At 73.5% G+C, this 18,226-nt stretch carries 18 protein-coding genes and 1 pseudogene; 13 read left to right on the top strand and 6 right to left on the bottom strand.

Annotation, left to right across the window (positions count from 1 at the left end):
- The first annotated feature begins 15 nt into the window (after positions 1 to 15).
- From MXD59_RS06445 to MXD59_RS06415, 7 genes are all read left to right on the top strand, one after another.
- Entirely contained in the window at positions 16 to 1,737 is a 1,722-nt protein-coding gene (locus MXD59_RS06445) for a Gfo/Idh/MocA family protein (RefSeq protein ID WP_248823837.1), read from the top strand.
- A gap of 32 nt (positions 1,738 to 1,769) precedes the next feature.
- Positions 1,770 to 2,099 carry an Rv2175c family DNA-binding protein gene (locus tag MXD59_RS06440; RefSeq protein WP_248823836.1) on the top strand — a complete coding sequence of 110 codons (330 nt, stop codon included), beginning with the start codon at positions 1,770 to 1,772 and terminating at the stop codon, positions 2,097 to 2,099.
- 106 nt (positions 2,100 to 2,205) lie between these two features.
- On the top strand, positions 2,206 to 2,430 hold the full coding sequence (thiS, locus tag MXD59_RS06435; protein WP_308301656.1) for a sulfur carrier protein ThiS: 225 nt from the start codon (positions 2,206 to 2,208) through the stop codon (positions 2,428 to 2,430).
- The gene (locus MXD59_RS06430; RefSeq protein WP_248823835.1) at positions 2,411 to 3,097 is read left to right on the top strand and encodes a thiamine phosphate synthase; all 687 of its coding nucleotides are present in this window, start codon (positions 2,411 to 2,413) and stop codon (positions 3,095 to 3,097) included. The genes thiS and MXD59_RS06430 overlap by 20 nt, the downstream gene beginning before the upstream one ends.
- A 22-nt stretch (positions 3,098 to 3,119) precedes the next feature.
- Positions 3,120 to 3,491 carry a lycopene cyclase domain-containing protein gene (locus MXD59_RS06425; protein WP_163548494.1) on the top strand — a complete coding sequence of 124 codons (372 nt, stop codon included), beginning with the start codon at positions 3,120 to 3,122 and terminating at the stop codon, positions 3,489 to 3,491.
- A complete protein-coding gene (locus tag MXD59_RS06420) occupies positions 3,488 to 3,787 on the top strand; it encodes a lycopene cyclase domain-containing protein (protein WP_163548493.1) in 300 nt (99 codons plus the stop codon). The genes MXD59_RS06425 and MXD59_RS06420 overlap by 4 nt, the downstream gene beginning before the upstream one ends.
- A 116-nt stretch (positions 3,788 to 3,903) precedes the next feature.
- Complete coding sequence (locus tag MXD59_RS06415) at positions 3,904 to 5,085, top strand: hypothetical protein (protein WP_248823834.1); 1,182 nt, start codon at positions 3,904 to 3,906, stop codon at positions 5,083 to 5,085.
- 145 nt (positions 5,086 to 5,230) lie between these two features.
- Here the strand turns inward: MXD59_RS06415 and MXD59_RS06410 are convergent, their stop codons facing one another.
- From MXD59_RS06410 to MXD59_RS06400, 3 genes are read right to left on the bottom strand one after another with little or no spacing between them, the layout of a single operon-like run.
- Positions 5,231 to 9,955, bottom strand: a complete 4,725-nt coding sequence (locus tag MXD59_RS06410) for a hypothetical protein (protein ID WP_248823833.1) — start codon at positions 9,953 to 9,955, stop codon at positions 5,231 to 5,233.
- A complete protein-coding gene (locus MXD59_RS06405) occupies positions 9,948 to 10,832 on the bottom strand; it encodes a hypothetical protein (RefSeq protein ID WP_248823832.1) in 885 nt (294 codons plus the stop codon). Before MXD59_RS06405 ends, MXD59_RS06410 begins: the two co-directional genes overlap by 8 nt.
- Entirely contained in the window at positions 10,829 to 12,496 is a 1,668-nt protein-coding gene (locus MXD59_RS06400) for a hypothetical protein (protein ID WP_248823831.1), read from the bottom strand. Before MXD59_RS06400 ends, MXD59_RS06405 begins: the two co-directional genes overlap by 4 nt.
- 325 nt (positions 12,497 to 12,821) lie before the next feature.
- Here MXD59_RS06400 and MXD59_RS06395 point away from each other — a divergent pair, with 325 nt between their 5' ends.
- From MXD59_RS06395 to MXD59_RS06380, 4 genes are all read left to right on the top strand, one after another.
- Entirely contained in the window at positions 12,822 to 13,967 is a 1,146-nt protein-coding gene (locus tag MXD59_RS06395) for an MBL fold metallo-hydrolase (RefSeq protein WP_248823830.1), read from the top strand.
- 230 nt (positions 13,968 to 14,197) lie between these two features.
- Positions 14,198 to 14,779 (top strand): TerD family protein, encoded by a 582-nt coding sequence (locus MXD59_RS06390; RefSeq protein ID WP_248823829.1) that lies wholly within the window; start codon positions 14,198 to 14,200, stop codon positions 14,777 to 14,779.
- 48 nt (positions 14,780 to 14,827) lie between these two features.
- Complete coding sequence (locus MXD59_RS06385) at positions 14,828 to 15,238, top strand: protein kinase domain-containing protein (RefSeq protein ID WP_308301655.1); 411 nt, start codon at positions 14,828 to 14,830, stop codon at positions 15,236 to 15,238.
- A 257-nt stretch (positions 15,239 to 15,495) separates the two neighbouring features.
- Positions 15,496 to 16,428 (top strand): alpha/beta hydrolase, encoded by a 933-nt coding sequence (locus MXD59_RS06380; protein WP_248823828.1) that lies wholly within the window; start codon positions 15,496 to 15,498, stop codon positions 16,426 to 16,428.
- A gap of 45 nt (positions 16,429 to 16,473) precedes the next feature.
- Here MXD59_RS06380 and MXD59_RS06375 read toward each other — a convergent pair whose 3' ends face one another.
- Both MXD59_RS06375 and MXD59_RS06370 read right to left on the bottom strand, forming a co-directional pair.
- Positions 16,474 to 17,022 carry an NUDIX hydrolase gene (locus tag MXD59_RS06375; RefSeq protein WP_308301654.1) on the bottom strand — a complete coding sequence of 183 codons (549 nt, stop codon included), beginning with the start codon at positions 17,020 to 17,022 and terminating at the stop codon, positions 16,474 to 16,476.
- A 9-nt stretch (positions 17,023 to 17,031) separates the two neighbouring features.
- On the bottom strand, positions 17,032 to 17,280 hold the full coding sequence (locus MXD59_RS06370) for a hypothetical protein (protein WP_248823827.1): 249 nt from the start codon (positions 17,278 to 17,280) through the stop codon (positions 17,032 to 17,034).
- Between MXD59_RS06370 and MXD59_RS27270 the strand changes: the two genes are divergently transcribed.
- Both MXD59_RS27270 and MXD59_RS27265 read left to right on the top strand, forming a co-directional pair.
- Entirely contained in the window at positions 17,264 to 17,644 is a 381-nt protein-coding gene (locus MXD59_RS27270; protein WP_372511944.1) for a glycosyltransferase, read from the top strand. The genes MXD59_RS06370 and MXD59_RS27270 overlap by 17 nt on opposite strands.
- A pseudogene (locus MXD59_RS27265) lies at positions 17,628 to 17,675 on the top strand (hypothetical protein); the annotation flags it as partial. The gene MXD59_RS27270 and the pseudogene MXD59_RS27265, both read left to right, overlap by 17 nt.
- A 158-nt stretch (positions 17,676 to 17,833) precedes the next feature.
- Here the strand turns inward: MXD59_RS27265 and speD are convergent.
- Positions 17,834 to 18,214 carry an adenosylmethionine decarboxylase gene (gene speD, locus MXD59_RS06365; protein WP_248823826.1) on the bottom strand — a complete coding sequence of 127 codons (381 nt, stop codon included), beginning with the start codon at positions 18,212 to 18,214 and terminating at the stop codon, positions 17,834 to 17,836.
- Positions 18,215 to 18,226 lie beyond the last annotated feature (12 nt).

The following is an 18,226-nucleotide window of genomic DNA, read 5'->3' as shown; positions in this document are numbered from 1 at the left end:
ACTAGAGTGCCGGGCGTGCCCCGCATTCACCTGGTGTCAAACCTTCCCGGTGTGAACGTGCTCGGCGACCATCTGCGTGCGGCGGGTCTTGGCCCGACCTCGGCGCGGTCGGCCGACGCGTTGCTCGTGCTCATCGACCGACCGCTTGATCACGTCGAGCAGGAGTTGCTCGACCGGGCCCGGCAGTCCGTTCCCGTCCTGCTGGCCGGGCCCACGGCGCGGGCGCTGCCGCCGGGAAGTCCGCTGCTGGAGGCCTCGGGGCTCACCCCGGGGCGGGTGCTGCCGGCGCACGACCTGCACCTGATGCCCGGGCCGCACGGCGGTGCGCTGATGGCCCGCGCGCCGCGGTTCGTCCCGCGGGAGACCTGGGTGCTGCCGGAGAAGGTCGCCGACGATGTCGAGCGGCTGATCCACCTGCGCCACGACGGCACCGAGCACGCGGTGTGCACCTGGCGGCCGGCCACGGGCCTGGGCATGTTCACCCTGGGTGCGGGGCCCGCCGTGCTGGCCGATTCCGCCTACCACCGGCTGGTCGGTCGGTGGCTGCGCCACTGCCTGGGGGTGCCGGACGGGCCACCGGTGCTCGTCGGTCTGCTCGGGCTGCCCGACACCACCGCCGTGCACCAGCCCGCGATCGAGGCCACCGAGGGCCTGGCCCTGACCGCGGTGTGCGACGGTGAACCGCGCCGGACGCCCGCGCACGCCGCGTCCCGGCTGCCCCGCCAGGTCGACGACCCCGACGACCTGGTGCACGACCCCGAACTCGACCTGGTGGTCGTCGCCACCGGCAACCAGTCCCACCTCGACTGGGCCAGCCGGGCGCTGGAAGCCGGTAAGCACGTCGTCGTCCAGGCTCCGTTGTGCCTGGCTCCCGCCGATGCCGATCATCTGGCCGAACTCGCCGCCGCCCAGGGCCGCGTGCTCGCCGTCGTCGCGGCGGGTCGCAGCGACCCCGGGTTCGAGGTGCTGGCCGCGGCCGTACGCCGCGGCGCCATCGGTGAGCCGCTGCGGCTGGAGGCGTACCGCGGCGGCTGGAGGCGTCCCACCGGCGGGTGGCGCGACGACGCCGCGATCAGCGGCGGGCAGCTGTTCGCCCAGGCGACCGGGGCGGTGGAGCAGATCCTCGCCCTGGTGGACGAGTCGGTGGAGAGCGTGACCGCGACGGCGTTCAAGCGGGTCTGGCACCACGTCAGCAACGCCGACCACAGCAGCCTGACGCTGCGTTTCCTCAACGGCGCGCAGGCCCAGATCACCGTCTCCGACCTCACGGTCTGGCCGCGACCCCGGTTGGAGGTCCTCGGGACGACCGGCAGCCTCCTGCTCGACGTGGATCGCGGCGAACATGACGTGGCCGGGTTCGCGGCCGCGGGCGCGCTGGCCCCGGCCGGTCGCCATACGGGCGGCCCGCCGGTCGGTATGGCCGGCTTCTCCGCGGTGGGTGGCCTGGGCGGCCTGGGTGGCATGGGTGAGGCTGGGGCAGGGGTGCTTCAGGTCACGGCCGACGGCGTCTGGACCCGGTATCCGATCCCGCTGTTGGCCGGCACCGCGCTGGATGGCGGTGCGTTGGGTGGCGGCGGGGGGGCGGCGGCCTTCTATGGGGCGCTCGCCGATCGGCTGGTGTCCGGCTGGCCGCTGTCGGCGGACGTGGGCCTCGCGACCGCCCGTCCCGTGGTGTCGGTGCTGGCCGCGGCCGTGCGGTCGGCGGCGACCGGTGGGGAACCGGTCACACCGGCCTGAGGCCGCCGGCACCACGACATGGGTGTTTACTGATGACCATGGATTGGCTGACCCTGCCCGACGTCGCGGAACAGCTGCGGGTTCCCGTGACCAAAGTCCGGCAGATGGTGAACGAACGTATGGTGCTGGCGCGCCGCCAGGACGGTGTCCTGCGGATCCCGGCGGAGTTCATCCAGGGCGGTGCGGTGGTCAAGGGACTGCCCGGGCTGCTGACGGTGCTCGCCGACGCCGGCTTCACCGACGACGAGGCGATGGACTGGATCTTCCGGGAGGATCCGAGCCTGCCCGGCACCCCGATGCGCGCCCTCGCCGAGAACCGCGGCCGTGAGGTCAAGCGTCGGGCGCAGGCCGCGGCGTACTGATCCGCGCGGCTGGCGGGAACGGTTCACCACGCGGCGGGGCCTGCCGTAGGGTCAGCGCATGGGCAGTCCCGCATCCGAAGCCAGGCCGGTGCCTGAGGTCAGGCCGGTGCCTGAGGTCAGGCCGGGGTCGGCGGCCGTCGTCGTCAACGGAGCACGCCAGCTCGTGGTCGAGGGGCAGCCGCTGACCGACCTGCTGGTCGGGCTGGGGCTGCGGCCGGGGTCGGTCGTCGTGGAGCGTAACGGCGAGGCGCTGACACCCTCCGAGGCGAGTACCGTCCGACTCGCCGACGGCGACGTTCTGGAGATCGTCCGTGCCGTCGCCGGGGGATGACGCGCGGGCCGAGCGGCTACGGCGGTTGGCCGACGCCCGGCTCTACCTGTGCACGCCGCGGCGGGCCGAGTTCAGCCTGTTCCTCGACGCGGTGATCGGTCCGCCCGGGCGGGGCGGGGTCGATCTCGTCCAGCTGCGGGAGAAGAGCCTGGAGTGGTCCGACGAGGTGACGGCGCTGCGTCGCATCCAGGTCGCCGGGGCCGGGCAGGGCACGCTGGTCAGTGCCAACGACCGGGCCGACCTCGCCGCCTTCGCCGGTGTCGACGTGCTGCATGTCGGGCAGGACGACGTGCCCCCGGAGTTCGCCCGGCGGATCGTCGGGCCGGACGTGCTCATCGGGCAGTCCACCCACAGCCCGCAGGAGTTCGTCAGGGCGCTCGACGATCCGAACGTCGACTACGTGTGTGTCGGCCCCGTGCACGCCACCCCGACGAAGGAGGGGCGTCCGCCGGTCGGGCTGGGTCTGCCGCTGCTGGCCGCCCGGCACGCCCCGCCGTTCGAGGCGGGCGCCAAACCCTGGTTCGTCACCGGCGGCGTCGCACCGGACACGTTGGATGACATCCTGGCGACCGGGGCGCGTCGGGTCGTCGTCGTGCGCGCCCTGACCGATGCCCCCGACCCGGGGGCGATGGCGGCCGACCTCGCCCGCCGGCTGCGGGCCAGCTGACCCGCCGGATCACCCACGTCCGATGCGGCACCTCGTCTACCTGGCAGTTCTCCTCGGCTGCCTGCTCGGCACGGCTCCGCTGGAGCTGTTTCTCGGTACCCGCGTGTACGCCCGCCCGCGTCGGCTGGCGCTCACCCTGCTGCCGGTCCTCGTCGTCTTCGTCGGCTGGGACGTGTACGCGATCGCCGCCGGGCACTGGACGTTCGATCCGCGTCACATCACCGGCGTCCGGCTGCCGGGCCGGCTGCCCCTCGACGAGGTGCTGTTCTTCGTCGTCGTCCCGGTGTGCGCGATCCTGACGCTGGAGGCGGTGCGGGCGGTGCGCGGCTGGACCGTCGGCGACGAACCCGCGGCCGACCTCGACGGGGCGCCGGCGCGGACCGACCGCCGGTGAGCTACACGGCGCTGGCGGTGCTGGGCGTGGCGGGCGCGGTGGTGGCCGATCTGTGGGTGCTGCGCACCCGACTGCTCACCCGGCGAGTGTTCTGGGTCACCTACGCGATCGTGGTCTGCGGGCAGCTGGCGGCCAACGGCGTGCTGACCGGGCTGCGGATCGTCCGCTACGACCCGGGTGCCATCCTCGGGCCGCGGATCGTGTTCGCCCCGGTCGAGGATCTGCTGTTCGGGTTCGCGCTGGTGACCTGGACGCTCGTCTGGTGGGTCTGGTGGGGCCGCCGAGGGGTCAACTAGCAAACCACAGCCGCCGCGTGATCTGCATGAAACTGAGTGAATTGTTGACGGAGGTGGTGACAGAAACGAGTCATTTGGCCCTGGGGAGGTGACCCGTCGCTCTAGCCTCGACCCTAATGACGCGGGATGTTGCGGGAGATGCCGTTGCGACCGGACGCCACCGGTCGCCCTGGGGCCGTTCGGGTCGCATCCTGCCGATCCGGTGGGGGCGGATCGGCGCCGCGGTGCTGGCGCTGGTCGTGGTGCTGGCAGGCCTCGTCCTGGTGCGCCTGCGGCTGGACGAGAGCGGCCATCAGGGCCGCACCGGCGCGCCGGGCGAACGGCGGGCGATGACCGGCACCGCGGCGCCGGACGTGCTCACCGCCGCGCCCGGCTCCCCACGTCCGCACAGCAGTGCGGCCGCCGGCTCGGCCGCGCCCGGCGTCGCCACGGCGAGTCCACCCGACGGCCAGCCGGGCAGCGCCGACGGCGTCGCCGGCACCGCCGTCGGCCCGCCCGCCGGGCGACCGAGTGCCACCGGCGGCCCACCGACGGCCCGGCCGGTCGGAGCGGTGCTGGGGCTGAGCGCCACCCGGGTCGACCTGGGCACGGTCGACTCGACCTGGCGGCTGGACCTGCGCGGGGAGGGCACGGCACCGGTCGATGTCGTGGTCGGTCGGACGCCGTCGTGGCTGGCCGTCGTCGCGGACACGCCGCGGGTCAACCCGGGTGCGAGCGTCCCGCTGGTGATCAGCCTGAACCGGTCGGCGGCACCGGTGGGCACGCTGGACGTCTCGGTCCCGGTCAGCGCCGCCAACGGCACCGGCGGCGCGGACCTGCGCATCACCGCCCGGGTGGACGGCTCACCGCGGGTCGAGTCGGCGACCGCCACCCCGAACCGCATCACCCGCGCGGGCTGCCCGGCCCCGGCGGCCGCCGGCGCCGCCGCGCCCGTGACCTCCGCCGCGGCCGGAACCGGCGGGTCCGCCGCCACCCCCGATCCGACCGGCGCCACCGGGGCCGGGGCCGGGGCGGACACCGCGGCGGCGCCGGTAAGCACGGACACGACGACGGTGACGGTGACGGCGGTGGACGAGACGGGCGTGCGGTCAGCCCGCCTGACCGGGACGTTTCCCGACGGTCGGACCCTCGACCAGCCGCTGACCCTGGGCCCGGCCACCGGCGACCGCACGACCTGGACGGCGAGACTCGTCGCCCAGAGCACCGGGACGATCGCCTACACCGCCGTCGTCACCAGCATCACCGGCCGCACCGCACAGGCCTCGGGAACCGTCGCCGTCCTGCCGTGCCCGGCCTGACCGGCGGGCGCCGAACATGATGGTGCCGCCCGGCTCGGGGGGGGCCGGGCGGCCTGTCCCATGATGACAGGCTCGCGGATTCCCGCCAAGCTCGACGCAGGTTCCCTGACCGCGAATCGCGATCACCGAAACGAGTAACGCCAGCTCACGGCGCCTCGCCCTGGCTTTCGGCGGCCATTGTGGACACCCCGGCTAACGAAGGTGGCATGGCCAGCGTGTGCTGGGTGGGTGTGGGGAGGGGGCGTGTGTACAGGCGCGTCGCGGTCACGGTGCCGAGTGGGGTGGCGGCCGCCGGGGGTGCGGCGATGAGGCCGGGGCGCAGCCGTTCGGTGACGCGCAGATACTTGCGTCCGGCTCGCAGGTCGGCGTCGTTGCGTAGTCGGACGATCAGAGGGAACGCGGACAGCGCCGCCGTGTCGAACAGTCCGGTGGTGTAGACGAGCTGGACGCCGAGCCGGTCGGCGACGGCGAGTTGCAGGTCCAGCAGGTAGCCGGCGCTGGCCCGGCCGATCGGGTTGTCCAGGAACAGCACACCGGCGTGCGCGGCGCGGACCTGCCCGCGGTCGTTGGCGCGCAGCGCCGCCATGGTGCAGTACAGGATGATCGCCGTGGTGAGCTGCTGACCGCCGGAGAACACGTCACCGAGGTCGCTGACCCGGACCCGCTCGGTGCGCAGCACCGCGTCCGGTTTGAGGATCTCGACCCGCACCCCGCGTGGCTGCGCGGCCCGCACGCCGCGCAGCAGCAGAGCCATCCCGTCGCGGCGGGCGCCGGTGGCGGCCGCCGTCTCGTCGACGACCCGGCCGAGTGCCTCGGTCAGTTCTCGGTCGTCGGGTTCGGCGAAGGTGACGCGCAGGAACTCCTGACCGGACCAGTCCCCGAGCCGTTCGGGCAGGCGGGAGAGCCGTCCGGCGGCTCGCAGGGTGCCAAGCGCGGCCCGGACCATGCCCTCCAGCCGGGCGACGATGGCCTCACGGTTACGGCCGATGTGCGCGAGATCGTCGGAGAGGCTGCGTAGCCGTGGTTCGAGTGCCGCAGACCAGGCCGCGGCGTGGTCGGCGACCGTCTCCTGGCCGGCACGCGTCATCTGCCGCCGGGCCGGGGCGGAGACCTGGTCGAACTCGTCCTGGGCCGCCCAGGCGGTGACGGCTTCGGCCGCCGTCCGCACGTCCGCCGCCGCCCGCCCGTGGGCCGCGGCGCTGTCACGCCAGGCCGCTCGCAGCGCGCGGGCCTGTTCCCGGGCGTCGCCCGCGTCCCCGTCGAAGGGGATGGCCGGCGCCGCCGCGGTGCCGCCGCCCTGGTCGGGCGGCCGGGTGGCGGGCAGGTCGGCGAGGTTCTCGGTGACGGCCTCGAGTGCTGTGAGCTCCTCGACGATCCGGGCGGAACCCTCGAGCAGGGCCTCCGCACCGGCTCGGGCCTGGGCGTGCGCCGCCTCGGCCCGTTCGACGGCGCTGGTCGCGGCGTGCAGCAGTTCGGCCGCCTCGGACTGGCTGGCCGGAACGCGTCCGGCGGCCAGGGGGGCGGCACCGAACCGGCGGGCCGTCTCGGTGGCGGTGCGCAGCTCCTCGCGCAGGGCACCGAGCCGTTCCCGGGCGTCGTCGAGTTCGGCGCCGAGCGTGGCGGCGGTCTCCCGGGCCCGGGTCTCCCCGGCGAGCCGGGCCGCGCCGTCCCCACCGCTGACGCCCGCGAGCAGCGCCGAGGCCCGGGTCCGCACGGTCGCGCCGACGGCGTCGAGGGTGCCGCGCAGCGCCGCCTCCTCCCGCCGGGCCCGGTCGAGCTCGCCGCGCAGGTCGGCACCGACCTCGACCTGCGCGTAGGTGCGGCTGGTCGCCTCGTAGGCGACCCGCAGGACCGCGACCGGAGGCGCCGGCGGGGAGATCGCCGGGTCCGCGGGATCGGCGGCCGCGGCGCCGAGGACACCGGCCGCCTCGGCGCGGGCCGCCGCGGCGTTGCGGAGTGCCTCGTCGGCCCGGCGGACGGCCTGGGCCGCGGCCCGTCGGGCGACACCGGCGTGTTCCTGCGCGGCGCGGGCCGCGGCGAGGGCGTCCTCGGCGATGGCGGCGGCCTGCGTCGCCTCCCGTTCGAGACCGGCCGGCTCACCGACGGTGCGCGCCAGCCGGTCCAGCGCGCCGGCCCGCGCGGTGGCCGTCTCCGCGGCGGCGCGCAACGGTTCGACGTCCTCGAGCGCGTCCCGGGCGCCGCGCTCCGCCTGGGCGACGGCGTCATGGGCGTGGGCCAGCCGGGTTCGAGCGGCGTCGACGGCGTCGTGTGCGGTGGACACCTCGGTGGCCAGCCGCGCCGGCTGGCCGGGTGGCCAGGCGCGCAGCCAGGCGGCGAGGGCCACGGCGAGGTCACGGTCGGCGGTGATCCGGGCGAGCGTGGCCGCCGCCTGTTCCGTCCGCTCGTCCTGCCGGGCGCGGATCCGCTCGCGTTCCGTCGCCGCCGCGGCCGGGTCGAACAGTGCCGGGTTGGGGCGGACGAGGACGACCCGTTCCCCGTCGACGACCGGGTCCTGGCCCGTCGCCGCCGCGGTGAGGTCCTCGGCGAGACCGACGGCGACGAGCGTGTCGGGTAGCAGCGCCGCCTCGGCCAGCGCCTCGCCCACCCGGGCGAGGCCGGTCCGGTCGGTGACGACGACCCCGTCGACCAGGTGCGGGCGGGCCCGCACGATCCGGTCGCGTTCGCCGGCGGGCACGGTGTGGGCGAGCCGGGTCCAGCCGGCGACCGCGGCGATCCCGGCGTCCCGCAGCGCCTCGACGGTGGCGGTGACCTCGGCTCGGGCCGGACGCAGACCGTCGCCACCGAGGGCGCCGAGCAGCCGCCGATCGCGGTCGGCGGCGACGGACAGTTCCAGCTGCCGCGCCTCGGCCGACCGGATCGCCGCGGCGAGCTGCCGCGCCGCGGCCTCGGCGAGGGCGGCCAACGTGCTGGCCGCCCCGAGCGTGCCGCCGTTCGCCGGATCGCCGTTCGCCGGGTCGCCGTCGGGACCGAGCAGGGCGGCGATCCGGCCGTCGGCGAGCAGCGCGGCCGCGCCGGTGTCGGCGGCGCTGACCTGAGCGCGGAGCTGGTCGAGGGTGTTCTCGGCGAGGGCGAGGGCCCGTTCGGCGTCGCGCCGTTCGGCCTCCACCGCGGTGCGGTCCTGGGCGCGGGCGGCGGCGCTGAGCGCATCGCGGACGGCCACCCGGGCCTGTTCGGCCTGGGTCGCCGCCTGCCGCGCCTGGGCGGCCGGATCGGTGCCGCCGGGGCTGACCAGCCCGTCCCGGACGGCGGTGGCCAGCGCGTCGCGTGCCGCCCCGCTCTGCTCCCGGAGGGCCTGCTCGCGGGCACGGGCGGTCGCGGCGTCGTCGGCGGCCCGTCGGGCGCTGTGTTCGGCCGCCCGCGCCCGCTGTTCGTGTTCGGCGCCGTCGCGCTGGGCCGCGCGGGCCGCGTCGTCGGCGGCCTCGGCGAGGTGACGCAGGCCGCGTAGCAGGTCGCGGGCGGCGGCGTCCCGGTCGGCCAGCGCCGTGGCGGCGGCCCCCTCGGCGTCGGTGGCGAGCAGGGTCAGCCGGGTGGCCTCGGCGCTGGCCGCCTCGAGGCGCAGCACGTCCTCGACGGCCCGCCATGCGTCGATCTCTGTGCCCGCGTCGGCGACGGCCGCGGCGAGCCGGTCCCGCTCGGCGATCGCGTCGTCGACGCGCAGTTCGACGCCGCGTCGGCGCAGCGCGAGCACCTCGCCGTGGGCCCGGGCGCGGGCCTGAGCGGCGTCCCGTTCCGCGCCGCGGGCCGCGTCCAGCTGGGCGTCCAGACCCGCCCGCGTGGCCTCGTCGCGGCGCAGCCGGGCGCGCAACCGGTCGTGCAGGTCGCCGGTGCGGGCGGCGGCGCCGGCGTGGACCCGCGCCGCGGCGGTGCGCTGCGCCACCGCGGTGACCAGCGGTGCGAGCCGTTCCAACGCCCCCTGGACGAAGTCGCGTTCGGCGCTGAGCACCGCCCGTTGGGCCAGCCGCGCCGCGTACCCGTCGACGACGTCGGCGAGGCCGTCCGGATCCTCGGTGGCGGTGACCGCGCGCAGCAGGAACTCGACGAACTGTTCGTCGCTGCCGAAGGAGAACGCCTCCGCGGCCTCACCCTCGCCGGCGTTCATCGCCCGCTGGTAACGGAAGAGCTCCGGGTCGAGACCGAGCGTGTCGAGCTGCTCGCTCCACGCGCCCTGCTGGGTCACCCAGGCCAGTTCCAGCGCGGGCTCGAGGGTGTGCGCGTCCTGCAACCGGGTGCGGAACCCGGACAGCGTGACATGACGCCCCGCCTCGGTGAACGGCAACCTGTCGATGCCCACCCCGGACGCCCCGGACGCCCGGCCGTCGTCGGCTTCGCAGGTGGGACGCAGCGAGTACCAGGCCTCGGCGGGTCGTCCGGCGTCCGCGCCGCGCCCGCGCCACTCGCTGACCTTGCCGGTCAACAGGCGTCGTCCGGTGACGGCGTGCTGCCATTCGCAGACGACGTGGCCGGTGTCACCGGGCAGGACGAAGTTGTCCAGCACCCGTCCGTTGGACGTGCCGACCACCTGGCGTCGTCCCGGCAGGACCACCGAGAAGATCAGTTTGATCAGGACGCTCTTGCCGCCCCCGTTCTCCAGGAACAGCACCGACGCCGGGGACGGCCGCCGCGGCCGCACGCCCCCCGCACCGGCCGCGACGGATCGCGGGGCGACACCCGCCACGGGCGCCGGGCCGCTGCCCGTGGTCGAGCCCTGGGCCGGGGCGGTGGTGAAAAGGGCGTCCTGGCGGGGCCCGGTGACCTCGTCGCCGACGCCGGAGAAGTCCAGCGTGACGTCGGCGAACCGGGCGCCGGGTGGCCCGATGGCGTGCAGCCGCACCCGGGAGAGCTCATACATCGGCGGACTCGAGATCGTCGGTGGAGTCGAGCCTGCCGGGGGAGCCGGGGCTGTCGGGGGAGCCGAGGCTCGCGGCGGAACCGGGCAGGGACGGTTCGTCCGGGCGGACCTGGAGGGTGCCGGAGCCATCGGTGACGGTGACGACACCGAGCGCCAGCAGCTCCTCGAAGGCGGCGTCCGCGGCGAGTTCGCGGACCTGGACCTGATAGCGCCCGGTGGTGCGGAACGTGCCGCCGGCCTGGTCGCCGACGTGGACGAGGCAACCCGAGTCGACCAGGAAGTTCATCGCCCGCGCGACGATGCCGGTGGTGGAGCCGGCGAGCCGGCGGGCGTCGCGGGTGCTGCCGGTGGACGCCCGCCGGGCGTACAGCCGCCACGCGGCTTCCAGCCGCGGCGCGTCCACCGGCGGGTCGAGGGTGAGGTCGTCACCGTCGCAGCGTTCGGCGAGCAGCCGGCAGGATTCGCGGACGAACGCGTCGACGCCGTGCACACTGACCCGCCCCACATAGGACGCGTCGGCGAGATCCGCCGGTCGGGGGAAGGCGAGGGCGGCCACGGCCAGCTGGGCGAGCGCGTGCAGCAGCCGGTCGGCGGCCCGGTGTTCCCCGCCGGCCCGCCGGGCGTAGTCACCGATCCGCACGGTGAACGCGGACTCGGCCGCACCCGCCGGCACGATCCCGGCCCGTTCGGAGACGTCCAACACGATCAGCCCGAGACCCGCGGCGATCGCCTGGGTGAGCGCGGCGAACCCGTCGTCCGCCAGATAACGGCGGACCAGCTCGCGATAGTCGGGGTCCCGCGCCGGCACCAGCCGTGGCCGCAGCCCGAACGACAACAGCCGGGCCGCGTCCTGCGCCCCCCGCAGCGCCTCGCTCATCGCGCCGACTCCGCGGCCAGCGCCCGAGTCGGCTTCGGCTTCGGCTCAGATGCGAGCGCGAGCTCGGACCTCGTCGCGGGGCCGGGTTCCGGTTCGGCTTCCGGCTGGACGAGCCAGGCGCGTCCGACCAGCAGGTCCGCTCCGCCGATGCGCGGGTCGGACAGGGGCGTGCCGTCATCGACGGCGATCATCAGGGTCGGGTCCCCGGCCTGGCGGGCCGGCTCGATGCGCGGACTGACCGCGTGCAGTGCCAGCAGTGCCACCAGCTCCGCCACCTCGTCACCACCGGCGACCGTCCCACCGGCGACCGTCCCGCCGGCGGTGACCCGGCGGGCGTCGGCGAGCAGCGCGGACAACCGGCGCGGGCCGGACGGGTCGAGGTCGAGCAGTTCCAGGGCCCGGGCCCAGGTGTCGTCGTCGAAGCGTGGCGGTTCGACGAGTTCCACCAGGTCGGCCTCGACGACCTCCGCGCCGAGCACCTCACGGTCGAGCGGGGGACGCAGCAGCAGATCGACAAGATCGAGCACCCGGGGCGCCCGCGGGGTACGCACACCGACCGCACCGGGAAAGAAGGCGACCGCGGGCCGCTCGGCCGCACCCGCCGGCAGCGCCAGGGTGGGCACCAGCAGTTCGGCGTGCAGGTCGATTCCGCCGCGGGCCGATGACGCGGCGAACTGCTGGCGGTCCTGCTCGGCGCGGAACACCCCACCGGCCTCCAACAGCCTGGCCTGCAGCTGGGTGTGCCGGCGGATGCAGTCACCCACGATGGTGACCAGGTCGGCCGCCTGCCGCTTGTGGTCCGGGTCGTCGGCGGAGTCGCGATAGCGACGAATGTGGGTCAGGATCGCGTTCTCGTACCGGTAGCGCTGCTCGACGTGGTGCAGCGCCTCGTCGATGAGCGTGGGCATGGCCTCCAGCCAGTCGACGGCGAGGACGTTGCGCCTGGTCGCCTCGAGTCGGCTCCGCAGCTGCTCGGCGTACTGCACCGTGCGGTAGCGCGCGGCCTCGGCGGCGGCCCGGGCGTCGGCGAGGCGGCCGCGGCGGATCAGCGTGTCGAGCGCGACCTCGGCGGCGATCTGCGCCGAGGTGATGTCGGTGTCGAGCGCGCCGACCAGCACCGTCACCGCCTCGTCGGTGGCGCGCAGGTAGATGTCGCCGGCCGGGTCGGCCAGCTCCACCAGAAGCTTGAAGTCGAACCGGCGCCGGACGTAGCGACCGTCGGCGTGCACGGTTCCGTAACCGGCGTCGAACCCGCGGTTGACGTTGCCGACGTTGATCAGGCTGTGCAGCACCCAGGACGCCACCCGCTCGTGCTCGGCCGCGGGCCGTTCGGGCGCCTGCGCCGCGGCCAGGGGCACCAGCCGCCGCAGCACCTGATCGTGATCGGCCCCATGGTCGAAATCCATCGACACGGTGACCTGGTCGATCGCGTGCAGGCCGAGTTCGGCCATCGCGTACCTGGAGAAATCCGCCGTGTTCTCGTCGCCCGCACCGGCGCCCACCAGATGCGCCTTGCGGACATCAAGATCGTGGAGAGGCTGGGTCAGCGCGAGCGCCTTGAGCCGGCGCACCATCCCGACATCACCGACGAGCCCCATCGCCACCGGGGACGACACCGGCGACGCCACCGGGGGCGGCACGGGGGACGAGGTGGGCTCGATCATCGCCTCCGACACTAACGGGTGGCTCCGACAGTTCTGTCGTCCACCCGAACGGGGACCCCGCTGCCGTGGCCCGTCGGTGGTCCGGGTGGGACGGGCCCGGTTGACCCGCGTCGCCGCCCAGGAGTGCGCATCGTGGCGTCCTCACATCGCGCGAAGCCGCAGCGTCCGGGTGGCTGTGTCCGTCCCCACGGGAGCGCGGGGCTTCGGGCCGTCCGGGCGGGCACGGGACGTCCATACGCTCGTGATGGATCCGGTGCCGGCGTCAGGCGTCGCCGTGCGGCCCGACCGCCGTCGACTCCCCTGACCGTATGGAGGCACGACGCCCATGACCACGATGCCCGACGCTTCCCCCAACGCCCCAACCCCGCGCACCCCTACCTCGGACACCTCGGCCACCTCGACCAGGTCGGCTCCGAGCGCCCCAGCTCCCCGCACCTCGACGTCCGGCATCTCGACGCAGCCCGGCACCGCCGCGGTGCCGGTCCAGCGCCGGGCGTTGCCGCCGGTGGAGCAGATCCGCCCGGGGCTGTGGAGCGTGCCCGTCCCGCTGCCGGTGCGCCGGCCGGCGTACATGTTCGTGTACGTCTTCGAGACCGCGGTCGGCCCGTACCTGGTCGACGCCGGCTGGGATCACGACGAGGCCTTCGCCGCCCTGGAGGCCGGCCTCGCCACGATCGGCACGTCCGTCGCCCAGGTGCGGGGCATCCTCGTCACCCACGCGCATCCCGACCACTACGGGCTGGCGCACCGGGTCCGGGCGGCCAGCGGCGCCTGGATCGCGCTGCATCGGCTGGAGGCGGCCGCGCTGCACCACAGCGAGATGATCCGGGACGCCGAACTCGCCGCCATGCTCGTCGACGCGGGCGCCCCCGACGACGTCACCGCCGAGCTGCTCGCCCGCGACCCGCTGCCGATCGCCACGGTGCGCCCGCCGGACCTGCTGATCTCCGACGGCGACCGCCTCGACGTTCCCGGCTGGTCCCTGCACGCCCTGTGGACGCCCGGTCACACTCCCGGCCACCTGTGCTTCTGGGAGTCCGAGCAGCGGCTGCTGGTGTCCGGCGACCACGTCCTGCCGGCCACGATCATCAGCACCCCGCTGCCGAGCCCCACGAACCCGGATCCGCTCGGCGACCACCTGCGCTCGCTGTCCCGGCTGCGGGGGCTGGGCGCCGACCTGGTCCTGCCCGCGCACGATCACCGCATCACCGACCTGGACCAGCGCCTGCTCGAACTCGAGGCCTGTCACCGCGCCCGGATGACCGAGCTTGTCGAGGGCCTGCGCGCCGGCGTCGGCACCGTCTGGGAACTGGCCTCCCTGGTCAGCTGGCACCGCCCGTTCACCGAGCTGCGCGCCATCGCGATGCAGATCGCCGTCCAGGACACCCTGTCCTACCTGGCCGCGCTCGCCGCGACCGGTATCGCCACCGTCGAGGACGCCACCCCCACCCGCTGGCGCCTCGTCACCTGACCATCCCGCACCACCCGACCATCGCTGTCCGCCGGCATCCGGGACCCTGGCTGACCATCCCGCGTCTCCCAGTGCCCTGACATCCATCCGCAGCCCGGCGGGGACACCCCATGGCGTGCCGACCGGTGAGAGCGCGCAACGGGGGTCGGACGCCGGGTGTCGGGTCGCCGACGTCGCGGGCGACCGGGCGGGGGATGTCGGGGCGGATGCGTCGGTACTAGGGTGTGGTCATGACGTCGGTGTCGTTGTCCAAGGGCGGGAATGTCTCGCTGAGCAAGGTCGCGCCGAACCTCACGACGGTGACGGTCGGCCTCGGTTGGAAGGTCCGCCAGACCAGCGGCGCCGACTACGATCTTGACGCGAGTGCGATCGTCGTCAACGAGGCCGGTCGGGTGCTCTCCGACGGCTACTTCGTCTTCTTCAACAACCTGGTGAGCCCCGACGGCGCCGTCCAGCACCTCGGCGACAACCTCGTCGGTGGCGGCGGTGGCGACGACGAGCAGATCAACGTCGAGCTGCGCACCCTCACCCCGCAGGCGTCCAAGGTCGTCTTCACCGTGTCGATCTACGACGCCGACCAGCGCCGGCAGACCTTCGGCCAGGTCCGCGACGCCTTCATCCGGGTCACCGACGCCAACACCGGCGCCGAGGTCGCCCGCTACGACCTCACCGAGGACGCCTCCACCGAGACCGCCATGATCTTCGGCGAGCTCTACCGCTACGGCGGCGAGTGGAAGTTCCGCGCCGTCGGCCAGGGCTACTCCACGGGCCTTCGCGGCATCGCCCTCGACTTCGGCGTCAACGTCTCCTGACCCGCGCCGTCTCTGACCTGCGCCGTGAGCGGCGGCAGCGTGCCAGGCGTGGCGCCGCTGGATGAGTTCGACCCTCCTCGGCCTGGCCCTTACACCTTTCTTGGCCGTCTCGGTTCCGGGGGAATGGGCACCGTCTATCTCGGTCGCCGCGGTGATACCGATGGCTCGCTCGTGGCGATCAAGGTGATCAGGTCCGACTTCGCGTCCGATCCCGAGTTCCGCCGACGTTTCGAACGGGAAGCCCGGACCGCGCAGCGGGTTCACCACACCTATACGGCGGCGGTGCTCGATGTCGACATCAACGGCAGCCGGCCGTATCTGGTCACCGAGTACATCGAGGGGCCGACGCTGGCCGCCCGGGTCATCGACTTCGGCATCGCCCGCGCCCTGGAAGGGCGGAGATGGCGACAGTGCTGGTGTTGGAGGCTTTTGGTGGGGAGTCGGAGCGCCGCGAGATAGCCAGGCCCGAGCGGGGATGGGTGAGGTGCTGGTCGAGGGAACGTTCCCTGATGCGGGGTCACCCTCGCCTTCGGCGTCATCACCTGCACGGTCTTGTGACCTGCGGGTCCCGACGGGTTTCGGGCAGCCAGAACGGAACTGTGAAACCCTCTTTCATGCGAAACTTAGCGGCCACTGACCCGTTACCGGCTTTCCACCCTGATCTGCACGCGGCCCGGTTCCTGCCTCGTTCCTCGGTAGGGCCACGCAGGCTGCGGGTGGTCCGGGCGCTTACCCGGCTGTCCACCCGCAGCTCGAAGGCCCAGACCTCGGTGGAACAGATCGTCCCGGGCGTCACGGTCCGGGTGTACCGGCCAGCCCGGCCGACGCCGGATGAGCCGACCCGGTTGCCCGAGCAGGGTCGTCCGGCGTTGCTGTGGATCCACGGCGGCGGCCTCGTTTTCGGGGTCGCGGCCATCGACGACCCGTTCTGCCGTCAGATCGCCGATGATCTCGGCATCGTGGTGGCGTCGGTGGACTACCGGCTCGCCCCCGAACACCCGTACCCGACCCCGCTGGACGACTGCTACCGCGGGCTGCGCTGGCTCGCCGAGCAACCCGACGTCGACCCTGAGCGCATCGCGGTCGGCGGCAACAGCGCAGGTGGTGGACTTGCCGCCGCGCTCACCCTGCTCGCCCGGCAACGCGGTGAGATCCGGCTGGTCTTCCAGCTGCTGACCTATCCGATGATCGACGACCGCAGCAGCGACCGCACCGACATCACCCCGCGGCAGCTGCGGCTGTGGAACCAGAAGAGCAACCGGTACGCCTGGACCTCCTACCTTGGCCCCGCCGCGACCGACGCCGCCGGCCAGGTGTCACCGCTGGCCGCGCCGGCCCGGGCCGAGGACCTGACCAACCTGCCCCCCGCCTGGATCGGCGTCGGCACCCGCGACCTCTTCCACGACGAGGACGTCACCTACGTCCACCGGCTGCGCGCCGCCGGCGTGACCTGCACGTTGCACGAGGTACCCGGCGCCTACCACGGCTTCGACGTCGTCGAGGCCACCGCCCCCGTCTCCCGCGAATTCCGCCGCGCCCAGATCGCCGCTCTGGCTGTCGCCCTAACAGATCCAGCCCCCGGGAACGAGGAGAACAGTGTGGCATCGCCCCCGGCTTCGGGGTCACCCTCGCTTTCGGACGAGGCGTGAACAGACGCCGTTCGCGGTGGCCGGAGCCCGCTGGTTTCTCGCTGGTCAGGCGCGGTGCAGGGCGGCAGTGACCTTGCCGCCGAGTCGTCCGGTGAGCTCTGTGGCGGGAACCCAGCGGTGGGCAGTGACTTCCTCCAGTTGAAGATCAACGCCGGTACCTGGGCCCAGGGGCTGTATTCCGAGGAGAAAGCGAAAATCGTAATGGGTGTGCGCCGGTTCGCCTTTCCCGAGGTTTTCGGGGATCTCATGGGCATCGATATCGATCGGGTACCCGGCGATGGGAGTAACAGCCGAGGCCGAGATCCCGGTCTCCTCGGCAAGTTCGCGGACGGCTGCGTCCAACAGCGTGCGGTCGTCGGCTTCGACATGTCCACCGGGCAACAGCCAGCGGTCAAGGCTCCTGTGCCGGATCTGGAGCACTCCCCGATCCTCACCCACGGCGATCGCACCACAGGTGACATGTCCCGGCACCGTACGGCGGGACGCGACCGGCTCTGACCCGGTGGCCAGGTCGAGCAGAGGAGCGAGCGTGTCATGTTCCTCGGGGTGGACGTCGAGATACTGCCGAACCGCGGCCAGGATGTGTTCGTTCACCGAGGATCCTCACTCTTCGTCGAAGGTGCGCAGCCATGCCCGCGCGATGCTCTCACGGACCCGGTGGGCGACCTGATGCAGGCCCGGTTCCGCCAGCCGGCCCGAGGTCAGCAGGGACAGCGCCGCCAGGATCTCGCCCTGTACCAGGTAGATGAACGGTCCAACGGCCGCGCCGTGGACGAAGTTGACGGCGTTACCGTCGTTGAGGAGGTAGAAATGATGGCCGGTCGCGCACGCCACGATGTTCGCGCGTGCCAAAGCTTCCGCTTTCGACCTGCTCACCGCGAACGCGCGGGATCTGGGCCGGGTGCCACTCGGCGTGGCCCAGGCTCGTTCACTGGTCGCCGGGTGGGAGCCGGACGCGGTAATCGCGACCGGCGGGTATGTCGGGGTGCCGGTGGGGCTCGCGGCGCGGATGTGCCGTCGTCCGCTGGTAGCGTACGAGCAGACGGTTCGGCTGGGCTTGGCGAATCGGACGTTGGCAGAATCCGACGTTGGCATGGGTGGCCGCGCGGGAGCACGGCGGGTCTGGCGGCGCCGGGACGATACTTCCTGGCGGGGTTCCCCTCTGCGGAGAGGTCGCCGACGTCCTCGCGCTTGCGGATGTGGTGGTGTCGCGTAGTGGTGCGGGGGCGATCGCTGAGCTGACCGCTCTTGGTGAGGCCGCTGTGCTGATCCCGTTGGCGTCCGCCGCGGGCAACGAGCAGGCGGTGGCCCGGGCGGGCCTCGTCCAGCGCCCGGGGAAGAAGAGGACCACCTCCTGCTCACTGCAGCGCTCCGCCGTTCTGCTGCCGGAGCCGACATTTATACTTCAGTACGAGGATATCGGGCCTGAGGTGACACTCAATTCATCGCGGTTTTCTGGTGAAAGTCGCACGATGTTTTTTGTGTTACCTATATGGCCTCCAAGGACGATGAGGATAGGTTCCACCGCCTGATGGGGGTCGATGTCGGCTCGGCAGGTGAAGATGTCGATGTGGGCGAGTCGGTGTTCGGGCCAGGTGGATACGGTGATGTGCGATTCGGCGAGGATGAGGACGCAGGTGGCGCCGTGGGGCTGGAATGGTTCGATGAGGTGGGATCTGATGGTGCAGCCGAGTTGGCGCGCGGTTTCTCGCATCGCGTCCATGATGTGGTCTGCTGAGATATTTCCGGGGTGGCAGGCAGTGACGTCGAATATGGCGTGAATCATGGTGTGATCCGG

It is taken from the genome of Frankia umida (assembly GCF_023242945.1).
Taxonomy (GTDB): Bacteria; Actinomycetota; Actinomycetes; order Frankiales; family Frankiaceae; genus Frankia; species Frankia umida.
The sequence above is the reverse complement of the archived record's forward strand: the minus strand, read 5'-3'. Positions and strand labels throughout refer to the sequence as shown.

Excerpts from the sequence above, each read along its gene's own strand:
- MXD59_RS06405 (WP_248823832.1), bottom strand. The coding sequence starts at position 10,832 with ATGAGCGAGGCGCTGCGGGGGGCGCAGGACGCGGCCCGGCTGTTGTCG.
- MXD59_RS06415 (WP_248823834.1), top strand. The coding sequence starts at position 3,904 with ATGACGCGGGATGTTGCGGGAGATGCCGTTGCGACCGGACGCCACCGG.
- MXD59_RS06395 (WP_248823830.1), top strand. The coding sequence starts at position 12,822 with ATGACCACGATGCCCGACGCTTCCCCCAACGCCCCAACCCCGCGCACC.
- MXD59_RS27270 (WP_372511944.1), top strand. The coding sequence starts at position 17,264 with ATGTTCGCGCGTGCCAAAGCTTCCGCTTTCGACCTGCTCACCGCGAAC.
- speD (WP_248823826.1), bottom strand. The coding sequence starts at position 18,214 with ATGATTCACGCCATATTCGACGTCACTGCCTGCCACCCCGGAAATATC.
- MXD59_RS06390 (WP_248823829.1), top strand. The coding sequence starts at position 14,198 with ATGACGTCGGTGTCGTTGTCCAAGGGCGGGAATGTCTCGCTGAGCAAG.
- MXD59_RS06425 (WP_163548494.1), top strand. The coding sequence starts at position 3,120 with ATGCGGCACCTCGTCTACCTGGCAGTTCTCCTCGGCTGCCTGCTCGGC.
- MXD59_RS06440 (WP_248823836.1), top strand. The coding sequence starts at position 1,770 with ATGACCATGGATTGGCTGACCCTGCCCGACGTCGCGGAACAGCTGCGG.
- MXD59_RS06400 (WP_248823831.1), bottom strand. The coding sequence starts at position 12,496 with ATGATCGAGCCCACCTCGTCCCCCGTGCCGCCCCCGGTGGCGTCGCCG.
- MXD59_RS06410 (WP_248823833.1), bottom strand. The coding sequence starts at position 9,955 with ATGTATGAGCTCTCCCGGGTGCGGCTGCACGCCATCGGGCCACCCGGC.